Source organism: Streptacidiphilus sp. BW17 (assembly GCF_041262485.1).
Classification (GTDB): Bacteria; Actinomycetota; Actinomycetes; order Streptomycetales; family Streptomycetaceae; genus Streptacidiphilus.
Genome location: NZ_JBGCCR010000035.1, coordinates 36,882 through 50,223, shown reverse-complemented (window position 1 = coordinate 50,223; position 13,342 = coordinate 36,882). Strand labels below are relative to the sequence as shown.

Below are 13,342 nucleotides of genomic sequence, written 5' to 3'. Positions count from 1 at the left end.
GGGGAGAAATGGCCGCGTAGCCGCATACGCGCGGGTGAGACTGGGAGCCATGCTGGGACTCCCGGACCACATCCGCGGCTTCTTGTTCGATCTGGACGGCGTACTGACGCGGACCGCCGAGGTACATGCGGCTGCCTGGAAGGACATGTTCGACGGCTTCCTGCGGGCGGATGCGGCTCGGACCGGCACGGAGTTCGTGCCGTTCGATCCGGTCGGGGAGTACGACCGATACGTGGACGGCCGCCCGCGGTTGGACGGAACCCGCGCCTTCCTGCGGTCCCGCGGCATCCAGCTCCCCGAGGGCAGCCCCCAGGACCCGCCCGGGGCACGGACGATCCACGGTCTGAGCACCGCCAAGAACGAGATCGTGCTGCGCATGATCAAGGAGCGCGGCGTCGACGCCTACCCCGGCTCGGTCGCCTACCTGCGTCGCCTGCAGCAGCTCGGGCTGCCACGGGCGGTGGTCTCCTCCAGCGCCAACGCGCGGGACGTGCTGCACGCGGCCGGCCTCGCCGACCTGTTCGAGGTCGTCGTGGACGGCGTCGTCACCGCGGAGCAGCACCTGGCCGGGAAGCCCGCGCCCGACACCTACCTGGCCGCCGCCCGGATGATCGGCGTCCCGGCCGAACACGCGGCGGTCTTCGAGGACGCGCTGGCCGGTGTCGCCTCCGGGCGCGCCGGGGGCTTCGGTGCCGTCGTCGGGGTGGACCGGGTCGGTCAGGCGGACGAACTGCGCGCACACGGCGCCGACGTCGTCGTGCGGGACCTGTCCGAACTGCTCGATCTGCCCGGACGGCTCGAAGGGGACACGCAGTGAGGTCCGAGGCTTTCTCCGTCGACCCGTGGGCCGTCGTCGAGCACACCCTCGACCTGACCGGCCAGGCCACGGCGGAGTCCGTGTTCGCGTTGTCCAACGGCCATATCGGCCTGCGGGGCAATCTGGACGAAGGCGAGCCACACGGGATGCCCGGCACGTATCTCAACGGCGTGTACGAGCTGCATCCCCTGCCGTATGCGGAGATCGGCTACGGGTACCCCGAGTCCGGGCAGACCGTCATCAACGTCACCAACGGCAAGATCATCCGGATGCTGGTCGACGACGAGCCGTTCGACGTTCGGTACGGGCAACTGCGAAGTCACCAGCGCCGCTTGGACTTCCGTGACGGACTGCTTCGTCGCGAGGCGCAGTGGACGTCGCCCGCCGGACGGACCGTCAAGGTCACCTCCACCCGCCTGGTCTCGCTCACCCAGCGGGCGATCGCCGCGATCGAGTACACCGTGGAGGCCGTCGACGGTCCGGCCCGGATCGTGCTGCAGTCCACGCTGGTCGCCAACGAACAGTTGCCCACCGCGGAGGCCGACCCCCGTGTGGCCGCGATGCCGGAGGCGCCCCTGGTCGCGGAGGCCAACATCGCGGTGGGCACGGAGGCCGCACTGGTGCACCGCACCGCCCGTAGCGGGCTGCGGGTGGCGGCCGGGATGGACCACGTCATCGAGGCCCCCGGGGCCTTCGACGTCAGCGCCGAGAGCAGTGAGAACAACGCGCGCATCAGCGTCACCACCGTGCTGCAGCCGGGCGAGCGCCTGCGGCTGGTGAAGTTCGTCGCCTACGGCTGGTCCGCGGTGCGGTCGCTGCCTGCCGTCCGTGACCAGGTCCTCGCGGCCCTCACGGCCGCCAGGTTCACCGGTTGGGACGGCCTGGTGCGCGAACAGCGGGAGTACCTGGACGAGTTCTGGGAGCACAGCGACGTCCGGCTCGACGGCGACGTGGAACTGCAGCAGGCCGTGCGCTTCGCGCTGTTCCACGTTCTGCAGGCGAGTGCGCGCAGCGAGGACCGCCCCATCCCCGCCAAGGGCCTCACCGGCACGGGCTACGACGGCCACAGCTTCTGGGACACCGAGGCGTTCGTGCTGCCGGTGCTCACCTACGCCCTGCCGGGCGCCGTCAACCAGGTCCTGCGCTGGCGGCACAGCACGCTCCCGCTCGCCCGCGAGCGCGCCGCCCAACTGGGCCTCGCCGGAGCCGTGTTCCCCTGGCGCACCATCCACGGCGAGGAGTGCTCCAGCTACTGGCCCGCCGGCACCGCCGCGTTCCACATCGGCGCCGGGATCGCCGCCGCCGTCGTCCGCTACGTACGCGCCACCGGCGACCACGAGTTCGAACGCACCATCGGGCTCGAGTTGTTGGTCGACACCGCGCGGATGTGGCGCTCGCTCGGCCATCACGACCTCGCCGGGCGGTTCCGCATCGAAGGCGTCACCGGGCCGGACGAGTACAGCGCGATCGCGGACAACAACGTCTACACCAACCTCACCGCGCAGGCCAACCTGCGGCACGCGGCCGCGACGGCGACCACGTACATGCAGGAGGCCGCGGCTCTCGGCGTCGATCCCGAGGAGGCGGCGGCCTGGCGTGACGCCGCCACCGCGATGTACATCCCCTACGACGAAAGGCTCGGAGTCCACCCGCAGGCCGACGGGTTCACCGACCACCAGTTCTGGGACTTCGACAGTACTCCGGCGGAGAACTACCCCCTGCTGCTGCACTACCCGTACTTCGATCTCTACCGCAAGCAGGTCGTCAAGCAGGCCGACCTGGTGCTGGCCATGCAGGTCCGCGGCGACGCGTTCACCGACGAGCAGAAGGCGCGCAACTTCGCCTACTACGAGCGCATCACCGTCCGCGACTCGTCGCTGTCGGCGTGCACCCAGGCGGTCATCGCCGCCGAGGTCGGCCAGCTCGACCTCGCCTACGACTACACCGCCGAAGCCGCCCTGATGGACCTCGACAACCTGGGCGGCAACAGCCACGAGGGTCTCCACATGGCCTCGCTCGCCGGGGCCTGCATCGCCCTGGTCGCCGGCTTCGGCGGCCTGCGCGACCAGAACGGCACCCTCACCTTCCGCCCCCGCCTGCCCAGCGGAGTGCGGCGGCTCGCATTCGCTCTGACGGTCCGCCAGAGTCTGCTGAAGGTGGAGATCACCCATGAAACCACCACCTACGAGGTCCGCAAGGGCGGCCCGATCCCGGTCGTGCACGACACCGAGCGTCTCCAGGTGGAACCCGGCCACCCCGTGACCAGAAAGACCCGTCGGCACGAGCCGGTCGAACGCCACGTGCAGCCGCCAGGACGCGAACCCGCCCGCCGCCACGCCCAGCCGGCCTCCCACACGCCCCCGACCGACCAGCTACCGGCCGAGTGATCCGAATCCCCGCCCTGGGCGGCTGAGGCTCAGGCACGGTCCTGCCGCTGGCCGACATCAACTCCGGCACCGGCTACAACGGCACGGTCACCGTCAACAAACTCAGCCGCCGGGGGTCGTCTCGCCCTCGGTGCAGACGACCTGCAGGGTGAGGTCGGCGGGTTCCGCCGCACTGCCCTGGGTCGGCAGCGTGGACTTGTGGACGGCGACGATCCAGCCGGTGGCGTCGGTGGTGGGGCGACTGGCCAGCACGTCGGTCGGGGTCGCGTCCAGGTGGCGTCCGGGCTGGGCGGACACCGTGAAGCCGCCGCCGAGCACGTTCTCGTCCGGCGGGCACATCAGGGTCTGCTCGGCCCCGTTCGCGCCGTTCTTGATGACGGCTCCAGTGATCGCGTGCGGCTGGAAGTCTCGGCGCGGGCTGGTCGCGCCCGCGCTGGTGGTGAGGACGAGAACGAGCAAGGCTGCTCCCGCTGCGGCGGCAACGGCACGGCCGGGGGTGCTGATCACGGCGGATTCCTTTCCGAGGGCGATCACGGACTCAGCGACATTTGAGCATGCCCACATCCAAAATCGCGGGTTCGCCGCGCGTGTCTGCACACGAACAGTCACCCTCCCTGCTTGTCTGACTACTGTCAGCTACGAGCAAGGAGTGTCCCTGACATGTCCCGAAGATTGTCCGCGGCGCTGGTGGCCTGTACCGCTCTCGCACTGGCCACGACGGCCGCACTGTCCACGTCCCTGCCCACCTCCCGCGGCTACGCGGCCGACCAACCGGGCTCGCACGGAGCGCGGAGCGCGCGCGGCGTGGGCGACTACCCGGACCCGATCCGCGCCCTGCGGCTGAAGACCCTGGCCGACTCCCAGGCCGCGCTCAACAACAGCAAGTTCACCGACGTCGCCAAGTACGGTCGGTTCACCGACTACTTCCCCTCCCCCGACTTCGGCGACCACGTGGCCCTGCTGCCCACGGGCAAGGTGCTGCTCTTCTCGTTCGAGCGGATCACCTCCAACCCGCAGCAGGAGCCCGCGCCCACGCAGACGATCGGCAAGGAGAACGCCGGCCGCGCCTACGTCTGGGATCCGAGCCTGGGCACCGGGCTGAACGCGTTCAAGGACGTCCCGCCGCCGACCGTGAACCTCGACGACGGCCTGAACCAGCCGCGCCCCGCGCCCATCTTCTGTGCGGGCCACGCCTACCTGCCCAACGGCATGGTCGCCGTCTTCGGCGGCAACTTCGGCGGCAACAACGGGGCCGGCGCCCGGTTCGCGCTGGTCTTCGACTCCTGGCACGAGAAGTGGCTCAAGCAGCAGGACATGAGTGTCGGCCGCTGGTACCCGAGCGTGGTCACCGGCGCGGACGGCCGGCAGACCATCATGTCCGGCCAGACCGAGCTGGGTTGGGGCACCCCCACCCCGATCATCGAACGCTTCCCTGCCGCGGGGACCGACGTCCCGTACGGGCAGGACTTCACCGAGAACAACCCGGTGGACCAGTGGCGCACCGCCGACGCCCCCTACCGGATGGACTACCCGCACCTGTTCTCGCTGAACGACGGCCGGATCTACGGCTTCGGCCGCGACGCCGACCAGCAGTTCGTCTTCGACCCCGTCAGGCAGACCCGCCTCCCGCTGCCCAACCGCCCCGACGGCGGGCTGCGCCTCTACGGATCGGCGGTCGCCCTGCCCAACGGCACCGCGGGCCCCAACTCCGTGCTGGTCCTCGGCGGCGACAAGGACGACCCGAACACCTACCTGTTCTCCGGCGGCCGCTGGACCAAGAGCACGCCGCGCGCCTTCGGGCGGACCCAGGACGACACCCTCATCCTGCCGGGCGGCAACCTGTTCACCGTCAACGGCGCCTACGGCATCCGCAACTACGGCTTCGGCGACCTCAACCCGAACGCGGACCTGAAGTACCGCCAGACCGAGGCGCGCGACGCCAACGGCACCTGGACCCTCGGCCCGGCGCAGCGGCTGCCGCGCGGGTATCACTCCAACGCGGTCATCCTCCCGGACGGTCGGATCATGGTGACCGGCGACGAGCTGCAGGAGCTGGCCAGCAACCCGGACATCAAGAACCCGGCCGTCAACGGCTCCATCGAGATCTACGAACCGCCGTACCTCTTCCAGGGCCCGCGCCCGACCCTGACCGAAGTGCCCACCCGCGCGCAGGGCTACAACCGGCTCTTCCCCGTCGACACCACCTCGACGGACATCAGTAAGGCCGTCCTCCTCGCACCGATCACCTCCACGCACTCGGTGGACACCAGCCAGCGCTACGTCGAACTGCCCATCGTCGACAAGGCCAACGGCCAGTTGCTGCTGAAGACGCCCCCGTCCGCGGACGCCGCGCCTCCCGGCTACTACATGCTGTTCCTCCTCGACTCCAAGGGCGTTCCCAGCATCGCCAAGTGGATCCAGCTCAAGCCCTGAGCCCACACGTTTCACTCCGCCCCGGGCGGCTGTCTGAAGGCACCCGCCCGGGGGCACCCCACACCCCCAGCGGAGCAGACCATGACCACCACCACGACCGGCACCACCCCGCTCCCCCTTCGGGACAGCGCCGACATCCAGGGCGACATCATCGCCGGGTTCAAGAAGGACTACGTCTCCCTGCTCTTCCTCCAGTTCGAGGACCGGGCACGGGCGCAGGCCTGGCTCGCCGCACTCGCCCCCAGGATCGCCACGACCAAGCAGGTCGCCAGGTTCAACAAGAAGTTCAGCGATGCCCGCAAGACGTCCGGCGGCGACGACCCCGAGGCGCTCAAGGCCACCTGGCTGGGCGTCAGCTTCACCCACGCGGGCATCCAGTTCGTCTCCGGGCAGCCCGTCCCGGTCCCCGACACTCCGAAGGACTCGACGCTGAGGGCCTTCGTCCTGGGCGCGTCCGCCCGCGCCATGGACCTCGGCGACGTCCGGGACAGCGCCAGCGAGTGCTGGCTCTTCGGCCACGACGGCGGCCGCACCGTCCACGCGGTGCTCACCATCGCCTCGGACTCCCCCGAGGACCTGCAGATCGCGATCGACGAGCAGCGCGAGGTCGCGACGAGGGCCGCCGCCGTGATCGTGTTCCAGCAGAACGCCGCGACCCTCACCGGAGATCGCCGGGGCAAGGAGCACTTCGGCTTCAAGGACGGCATCAGCGAACCCGGCGTACTCGGCTTCGACGAGGAGGACCCGCAGCGCAAGGGCTATGTGAAGGGGCACCCCGGGACCCGACTGATCCCGCCGGGCGAGTTCCTCGTCGGCCGGCCCCGGGTCGAGGTCGAGGGCGACCGCCGCGAATACCCGACCAAGGACATGCCGCCGTGGATGACCGACGGGTCCTTCCAGGTGATCCGCCGCCTCGGCCAGGACGTGCCCGGCTGGTGGGCCCAGGTGGGCGAGCAGTTGGAGGAGCTCAAGAAGGTCAAGGACGCCGTGCCCGAAGGCGCGACCGTCGAGTGGCTGGCCGCCCGGATGGTGGGCCGCTGGCGCTCCGGCGCGCCGGTCCACAAGTGCCCCACCCACGACCCGGTCAACGACGCGGCTGCTATGCGCGACAACGACATCAGCTTCCTCGACGACCCCGACGGCCTGAAGACCCCGCTCTTCTCCCACCTTCGCCAGACCGCGCCCCGCGACGGCCTGGTCGACGAAGGGCCGGTCGCCGAGGTGTTCATGGACGCACGCCGGATCATGCGGCGCGGCGCCCCTTACGGTCAGCCGTTCGACCCCACCACGGGCAGCGCGGGCGGCCCGGACGCCTCACGCGGCCTGCTCTTCGTCAGCTACCAGTCCGATCTGGTCGAGCAGTTCGAGTTCATCCAGAAGGACTGGATCAACACCCCGAACTTCCCGCCCGGCCGCGGCGACCGCAAGCCCGGCCCCGACGGGATGATCAGCGGGCGGCTGCCGAAGATCAACGAGGGCGTCCTGCAGTACGAGAGCACCAATGCGGAGGGACCACGGACCACCCCGCTGAGCATGCGGCGGTTCGTCCGCACCGAGGGCGCCGTGTACGCCTTCGCCCCCTCGATCAGCACGCTCAAGGCGCTCGCCCAGGGTCGACTCGACGGACACACCCCGACCTCGGCCCGCGTCGACGCGTTCCTCCCGGTCGCGGACCAACAGCGCTTCGGCGGCGTCAGCCAGTTCTGGATGTTCCAGCAGGACAAGGTCCGCACCATCGCCGTCCCGGACAGCCGGGAGACCACCGACATGGTGCTGCGCCCCACCAGCGACCTCACCGGCTGGCCCGCACTGGAGAACGTCGCCCGGCTGGACGCCCTCCTCCCCGTGGCGGACCTCCAACGCATCGACGGCAGGAGCTCGTACTGGCTCTTCCACACCAGGAACGGCAAGCAGGTGTTCCGCATGATCTCGATCGCGGACGGGCCCCGGTACACCAGCAAGGTCGAGGTGGCCGACCGCGAACTCACCCCGTGGCGTTCCTTCAGCGGCGTCGCCCACGTCGACGCGGTCCTGCCGGTACCGGACCAGCAACGCGTCGGCGGCAAGAGCGGGTACTGGGTCTTCCACACCGTCACCGGGACGGACGGCCGGGAGCGACAGGTGTATCGGATGATCACCATCACCGACGGCCCCCGGCGCGCCGATGAACTCGTCCGCAGCGACCGTGAACTGACCCTGTGGGAGTCCCTGCGCGGTGTCGACTGGGTCGACGCCTTCCTCCCCGTCCCGACGATGCAACGCGCCGCCGGGAAGAGCCAGTTCTGGGTCTTCCACCGCCAAGGAGTCCGCACGGTCTCCATCGCGGACGGCGAACGCCACACCGACACCCGGGTGCGGGACGACCGCCCCCTCGGCGAATGGGTCAACCTCGGATGACCCCGCGCGTGGCCGAGGCGCTCAGGCCCGAACCCGCGCGCCCCGGCCACGCCGACCGGCCTTCGAGATACGGCCGTACGCCACCGCGCTGACCGGCGGGAGCCTCGTCCTCAGCGTCAGCCGGAACGGCGGGTGGGACGAGACCAAGCCGATGACGATGAATCTCCGTACTTCTCCGGCCCTGCTGCCCAAGGGCTTCTACCAGATCGTCAGCCCCGTCCGGAATCACTGCGCCGCCGAGGACCGCACGAAGGGCTCTCCCGAGCTGGTGGTCCGCGGCGGCACCTGCCCGAACAGCCACGGCACCATGTCCACCTGGGCACTGTCCGAGGACGGCACGATCAAGAACCCGGAGACGGATTCATGCTTGGCTCAGCAGTCCACTGCTGTGGATGTCGCCTCCTGCGACGGCCGCTCCGACCAGAAGTGGCGCTACGACGCGGCGAGCAAAGCACTGTACCCGCACGACGCCGACCCGAAGAAGCAGGCGGTCTGCTGGCCCGAGCACGCTGACGCGTACCCCCCGCTCGTCCTCGGCGCTCCGGGCGGCGCCTTCCCAGCCTGTGAGAACTCCGGCAACCAGACTGTGCTGAAGGAGATCAGGTGACGACGAATGCCGCGGCGAGGTAGAGGCCGCTCCTCAGGCGATGCGGCCCGCCAGGAGGTCGTGTGCCAACAGCTGTTCGGTGCCCTTCACCTTGGCGCGGAGGTAGCGGAGGTTGTGCGGGGTGGCGTGGACGCCGGTGGGAACGCGGTCGCGGATCGCGACGCCGAGGTCGCGCAGTTGGGCGGCCTTGTCGGGGTTGTTGGAGAGCAGGTCGACGCTGCCGACGCCGAGGGCGGCGAGCATCTGGGCGGCGGCGGTGTAGTCGCGGCCGTCCTCCGGCAGCCCGAGGGCCGCGTTCGCCTCGTAGGTGTCGTAGCCCTGGTCCTGCAACGCGTAGGCGTCGAGCTTGTTGTAGAGGCCGATGCCGCGGCCCTCCTGGCGGAGGTAGAGGAGGTAGCCGCCGCGCGAGGCGATGCGTTCGACCGCCTCGCGCAGCTGGGGGCCGCAGTCGCAGCGGGCGGAGCCGAAGACGTCGCCGGTGAGGCACTCGGAATGGAGCCGGACCAGCGGGGTGGTCGTTGCGTCCGGGTCGCCCAGGACCACGGCGAGGTGCTCCTGGCCGTCGGCCAGGCCGTGGAAGGTGACCAGCTCGGAGTCGACGCTGTACCCGTCACCGAACCGCAGCGGGACGCGGACGCGGGTACGGACCGACGCCTCGGGACCCACGCTCAAACTGGGGGCGCTCATGTTGGGGCTCCGCTCGTTCCGGGCTTCGTTCCAATTTGAACCAAGCGACTCGATGACAGTACACCGTGCTTCAAATTTGAACAACGGAGAATCGCCCAGTCATGCCCGGATCCGGGAGCAGTTTTGCTCGCCGGTTCTCACCGGTTCTCGCCGGATCACCAACCGGACCAACCCCGGCTGTATTCCGGGGCGGTCAGGCGCCCGTCCGCCAGCGCAGGACCTCCAGCGCGGCGGCCACGTCCACGACGCTCGAAGCCAGCGGGCGCGGCAGCAACTGGTCCGCGCGGGCCAGGCGGCGCAGCAGCGTGTTGCGGTGGACGTAGAGCCGGGACGCGGCGTGCGAGGCGTTGCACTGGGCGGCCACGAACGCGCGGACCGCCTCGGTGACCTCCGGCTCGGCGGTCTCCAGGCCGCCGAGGACCCGCCGGACGAACTGTCCGGCGCTCTTGGGGTCGGCGGTGAGCAGCGCGACCAGTTCGACCTCGTCGTGGCTCGCGACCTGGTGGGGCGAGGAGAGTCGGTCGAGCATGCGTTGCACGGTCAGCGCGTCGAGGTGGCTGCGGCGGAATCCGTCGACGCCGTCGCCGGTCGACCCGACGGCGATCCGCACGCCTGGGATGTCGGCCGCGCGCGAGCGCAACTGCTCCCGGTCGGGGCGGCCGTGCACCCAGACCCAGCGGGTCCCCGCGCCCGCCAGCACCGTCAACGGTCGCGGATCACCGCCGACGCCGGGATGTCCGGCGACATGCCCGGCTCCATGGCCCGCGACCAGCTCCGCCGCCCGGTCGAGGTCGGCGAGCTCCGCGTCCGGTCCCTCGCTCCACACCACCGCGGCCGTGTGCTCCCCCGCGAGCCGGTAGCCGAGGCGCTGCTCCGCGCGGCCGACCGGGATCGGGGCGCCGTCGAGGATCAGGCTGACGGTCTCCAGCCGCTCCGCATGGCTGCCGGAGGTCAACTCCTGGCGCTCACGCGCGATCTGTTCGGCGATCCCGGCGATGGTGTCGTCGACGAAGGCCGCGATCGAGCGGGAGGAGACGTCGAGCAGCTCGCGCAGTTCGTCGTGGTCGGTGGTGAGCGCGAAGCAGATCTCCGTCCACCGCCGCAGCGCGACCGCCTGACCGGCGCGGTACGCGTCCAGTGCGGTCTCGTTGAGCCCGCGTCGGACCAGGTCGCGGGCGATGTTCACCTGGGAGGCGTCGACGTTGGCCTTCACCCGCGCCCCGGGGGCCTGTACGTTGGCCGCGGCCCAGAAGAGCAGGTTGGAGCGGTTGGACGCGCGGGTCGCGGCCCGCAGCGCCGGGTCGTCGGCGAGGTCGCGGTGGTGCGCGGCGGACAGCGTCGCCTCGTCGAGTTCGTCCAGCCAGGCGGCCGGTGCGCGCACGGCGAGCTCCGCGCCCTGGCGGATCAGTTCCCGCACCTGCGGCGAGGGCGGTTCCCATGCTGCGGCTCCCACGCGCCCACCCTACGGCAGCAATGGTGCACTCTGCTGCGCAGAACAGAAATCCAGGTGCACTCTGCCCATGGCCACGGATCCTTGCCCGTACGACGATGATCGCCAACGGCTGGTCCCACCCCCACCGGCTCGACCGCCCCGACCGCCCCGACCGCCCCGACCGCCCCGACGGGAGCTCTGCCCATGGTCTCGAACGACACGAACAGCACAGCCGAGACGCCGACCCATGTCGACGTCGTCATCATCGGCGCGGGTATCTCCGGCATCGGGGCCGGCTACTACCTCCAGCGCGAGCACCCCGGGCGCAGCTACACGATCCTGGAGGCCCGCGAGGCCTCCGGGGGCACCTGGGACCTGTTCCGCTACCCCGGTATCCGGTCCGACTCCGATCTGCACACCTTCGGCTACGAGTTCAAGCCGTGGCGGGACAAGGACTCGATCGCCGACGCCCACAAGATCCTTGCCTATCTGCGCGAGGCCGCCGCCGAGCACGGCATCGACCGGAAGATCCGCTACCGCACCAAGGTGCTCGGCGCGCAGTGGAGTTCCGCCGACGCCCGCTGGACCGTCACCGCCGAGCACACCGACACCGGCGAACGCACCACGGTGACCTGCAACTGGATCTTCGCCGCCGCCGGCTACTACCGCTACGACGAGGGCTACACCCCGCAGTTCGAGGGACGCGACCGGTTCGGCGGGACCATCGTCCACCCCCAGCACTGGCCGGAGGACCTCGACGTCAGCGGCCAGCGGGTCGTGGTCATCGGCAGCGGCGCCACCGCGGTCACCCTTGTCCCGGCACTGGCCGAGCAGAACGCCGCGCACGTGACGATGCTGCAACGCACGCCGACGTACATCATGCCGGTGCCCTCCCAGGACAAGCTGGCCATCGGCATGCGCGCACTGCTGGGCGACGAGCGCGCCTACGCGCTGACCCGGCGCAAGAACATCCTGCAGCAGCAGCTGGTCTGGAAGTTCTGCCAGAAGTACCCGCAGGCCGCACGGGGACTGATCCGGCGCATCAACGCCCGGCTGCTCCCGGAGGGTTATCCCGTCGACGAGCACTTCAACCCGCCGTACGGGCCGTGGGATCAGCGGCTCTGCGCTGTTCCCAACGGCGACCTGTTCCACGCGATCCGCCGCGGCGACGCCTCGGTGGTGACCGACAAGATCGGGACCTTCACCGAGGCGGGCGTGCGGCTGGAGTCCGGCCGGGAGCTTCCGGCCGACATCGTGGTCACCGCGACCGGACTCAACGTGCAGGCGATGGGCGGCATCCGACTGACCGTCGACGAAAGCCCCGTGAGCATCGCGGACACCCTCGCGTACAAGGGGATGATGCTCTCCGGCGTGCCGAACTTCGCGTACGCGATCGGGTACACCAACTCGTCGTGGACGCTCAAGGTCGGCCTGCTCTGCGAGCACTTCTGCCGTCTGCTCGCGCACATGGACAGCCTCGGCTTCGACACCGCCGTGCCGGTCGTCGCGGACCCGGAGCTGCCGACCCGGCCGCTGCTCGACTTCGGCGCGGGCTACATCCAGCGGGCCATCGGCCAGCTCCCCCGTCAGGGCCACCGCGCGCCGTGGCTGACCTCGATGAGCTACGCGGGCGATGTGAAGCTGCTGCGCCACCTCCCGGTGACCGACCCGGAGCTGCGCCTGAGCGTGAGCCCGGGAGAATCGGCTCGCGGCTCCCGCACGTCCACCACCAACGAGGTCACCGCCTGATGGACCGCTACGACTTCACTCTCGGCACCGCCGTCGTGACCGGTGCCGCGAGCGGCATCGGCGAGCAGCTCGCGCACGCCCTCGCCCGCCGGGGCAGCGCGCTGGCGCTGGTGGACCGAGACGCCGAACGCCTCGAACTCGTCGCCAAGGCGGTGCGGTCGGTGTCGGGTCGACCGGTGGCGACCTACGTCGTCGACCTGTCCGACGACGACGCGACGCACGCCCTCGGCGCGCGGCTCGCGGACGAGCACCCGGACACCACACTGCTGGTCAACAACGCGGGCGTGGCGCTCGGCGGGACCTTCGAGCAGGTCAGCGAGGAGGAGTTCGACTGGCTGATGTCGGTCAACTACCGCGCCGTGGTGACGCTGACCCGCGCCCTGCTGCCGGTGCTGCGGGCCAACACCGGATCGCACCTGGCCAACGTCTCCAGCCTGTTCGGGCTGATCGCCCCGCCGGGCCAGGTCGCGTACGCCACCAGCAAGTTCGCCGTGCGCGGCTTCACCGAGGCGCTCCGCGCCGAGCTGGCGGGCAGCGTCGGAGTGACGGTCGTGCACCCCGGCGGCATCCGCACCGGGATCGCCTCGTCCGCCCGGTCCGCCGCGAGCATCCCCGCCTCGGAGGCGGCAGCGGGCCGGGCCGGATTCAACAAGCTGCTCACCTACCCGCCCGAGAAGGCCGCCGAGGAGATCGTCAGCGCCGTCGAGCGGCGTCGGCCACGGCTGCTGATCGCGATCAGTGCGCGCATCCCCGACGTGCTCGCGCGGCTGTTCCCGGCCCACTACTCGTCGGTACTGGCACTTGTCCTGAAGGCCGGCGGTCGGCCAAGGTGA

The 13,342-nt window shown here is 70.6% G+C and carries 10 protein-coding genes; 7 read left to right on the top strand and 3 right to left on the bottom strand.

The window, feature by feature from the left end; genetic code table 11:
* Positions 1-49 precede the first annotated feature (49 nt).
* Positions 50-817, top strand: a complete 768-nt coding sequence (locus tag ABH940_RS30825; RefSeq protein WP_370062361.1) for an HAD family hydrolase — start codon at positions 50-52, stop codon at positions 815-817.
* Positions 814-3,204 (top strand): glycoside hydrolase family 65 protein, encoded by a 2,391-nt coding sequence (locus tag ABH940_RS30820; RefSeq protein WP_370062359.1) that lies wholly within the window; start codon positions 814-816, stop codon positions 3,202-3,204. Before ABH940_RS30825 ends, ABH940_RS30820 begins: the two co-directional genes overlap by 4 nt.
* A gap of 102 nt (positions 3,205-3,306) precedes the next feature.
* Here ABH940_RS30820 and ABH940_RS30815 read toward each other — a convergent pair whose 3' ends face one another.
* The gene (locus ABH940_RS30815; protein ID WP_370062357.1) at positions 3,307-3,711 is read right to left on the bottom strand and encodes a hypothetical protein; all 405 of its coding nucleotides are present in this window, start codon (positions 3,709-3,711) and stop codon (positions 3,307-3,309) included.
* A 153-nt stretch (positions 3,712-3,864) separates the two neighbouring features.
* On the opposite strand from ABH940_RS30815, the gene ABH940_RS30810 reads away from it, so the two are divergent.
* The 3 genes from ABH940_RS30810 (at position 3,865) to ABH940_RS30800 (ending at position 8,641) form a co-directional block, all read left to right on the top strand.
* On the top strand, positions 3,865-5,637 hold the full coding sequence (locus tag ABH940_RS30810) for a galactose oxidase-like domain-containing protein (RefSeq protein ID WP_370062355.1): 1,773 nt from the start codon (positions 3,865-3,867) through the stop codon (positions 5,635-5,637).
* 81 nt (positions 5,638-5,718) lie between these two features.
* Entirely contained in the window at positions 5,719-8,034 is a 2,316-nt protein-coding gene (locus ABH940_RS30805; protein WP_370106776.1) for a Dyp-type peroxidase, read from the top strand.
* Between the two features lie 151 nt (positions 8,035-8,185).
* A complete protein-coding gene (locus tag ABH940_RS30800; RefSeq protein ID WP_370062351.1) occupies positions 8,186-8,641 on the top strand; it encodes a ricin-type beta-trefoil lectin domain protein in 456 nt (151 codons plus the stop codon).
* Between the two features lie 33 nt (positions 8,642-8,674).
* Here ABH940_RS30800 and ribA read toward each other — a convergent pair whose 3' ends face one another.
* Positions 8,675-9,328 (bottom strand): GTP cyclohydrolase II, encoded by a 654-nt coding sequence (ribA, locus tag ABH940_RS30795; RefSeq protein WP_370062349.1) that lies wholly within the window; start codon positions 9,326-9,328, stop codon positions 8,675-8,677.
* A gap of 193 nt (positions 9,329-9,521) precedes the next feature.
* Positions 9,522-10,781 (bottom strand): PucR family transcriptional regulator, encoded by a 1,260-nt coding sequence (locus ABH940_RS30790; protein ID WP_370106774.1) that lies wholly within the window; start codon positions 10,779-10,781, stop codon positions 9,522-9,524.
* Positions 10,782-10,964: 183 nt separating this feature from the next.
* Here ABH940_RS30790 and ABH940_RS30785 point away from each other — a divergent pair, with 183 nt between their 5' ends.
* Together ABH940_RS30785 and ABH940_RS30780 are read left to right on the top strand one after the other, a co-directional pair.
* The gene (locus ABH940_RS30785) at positions 10,965-12,509 is read left to right on the top strand and encodes a flavin-containing monooxygenase (protein ID WP_370062345.1); all 1,545 of its coding nucleotides are present in this window, start codon (positions 10,965-10,967) and stop codon (positions 12,507-12,509) included.
* Positions 12,509-13,342 (top strand): SDR family NAD(P)-dependent oxidoreductase, encoded by an 834-nt coding sequence (locus tag ABH940_RS30780; RefSeq protein ID WP_370062343.1) that lies wholly within the window; start codon positions 12,509-12,511, stop codon positions 13,340-13,342. Before ABH940_RS30785 ends, ABH940_RS30780 begins: the two co-directional genes overlap by 1 nt.

Bases quoted from the DNA above. Each gene is read 5' to 3' on its own strand.
- ribA (WP_370062349.1), bottom strand. From the start codon at position 9,328: ATGAGCGCCCCCAGTTTGAGCGTGGGTCCCGAGGCGTCGGTCCGTACC.
- ABH940_RS30800 (WP_370062351.1), top strand. From the start codon at position 8,186: ATGACGATGAATCTCCGTACTTCTCCGGCCCTGCTGCCCAAGGGCTTC.
- ABH940_RS30805 (WP_370106776.1), top strand. From the start codon at position 5,719: ATGACCACCACCACGACCGGCACCACCCCGCTCCCCCTTCGGGACAGC.
- ABH940_RS30810 (WP_370062355.1), top strand. From the start codon at position 3,865: ATGTCCCGAAGATTGTCCGCGGCGCTGGTGGCCTGTACCGCTCTCGCA.
- ABH940_RS30785 (WP_370062345.1), top strand. From the start codon at position 10,965: ATGGTCTCGAACGACACGAACAGCACAGCCGAGACGCCGACCCATGTC.
- ABH940_RS30825 (WP_370062361.1), top strand. From the start codon at position 50: ATGCTGGGACTCCCGGACCACATCCGCGGCTTCTTGTTCGATCTGGAC.
- ABH940_RS30780 (WP_370062343.1), top strand. From the start codon at position 12,509: ATGGACCGCTACGACTTCACTCTCGGCACCGCCGTCGTGACCGGTGCC.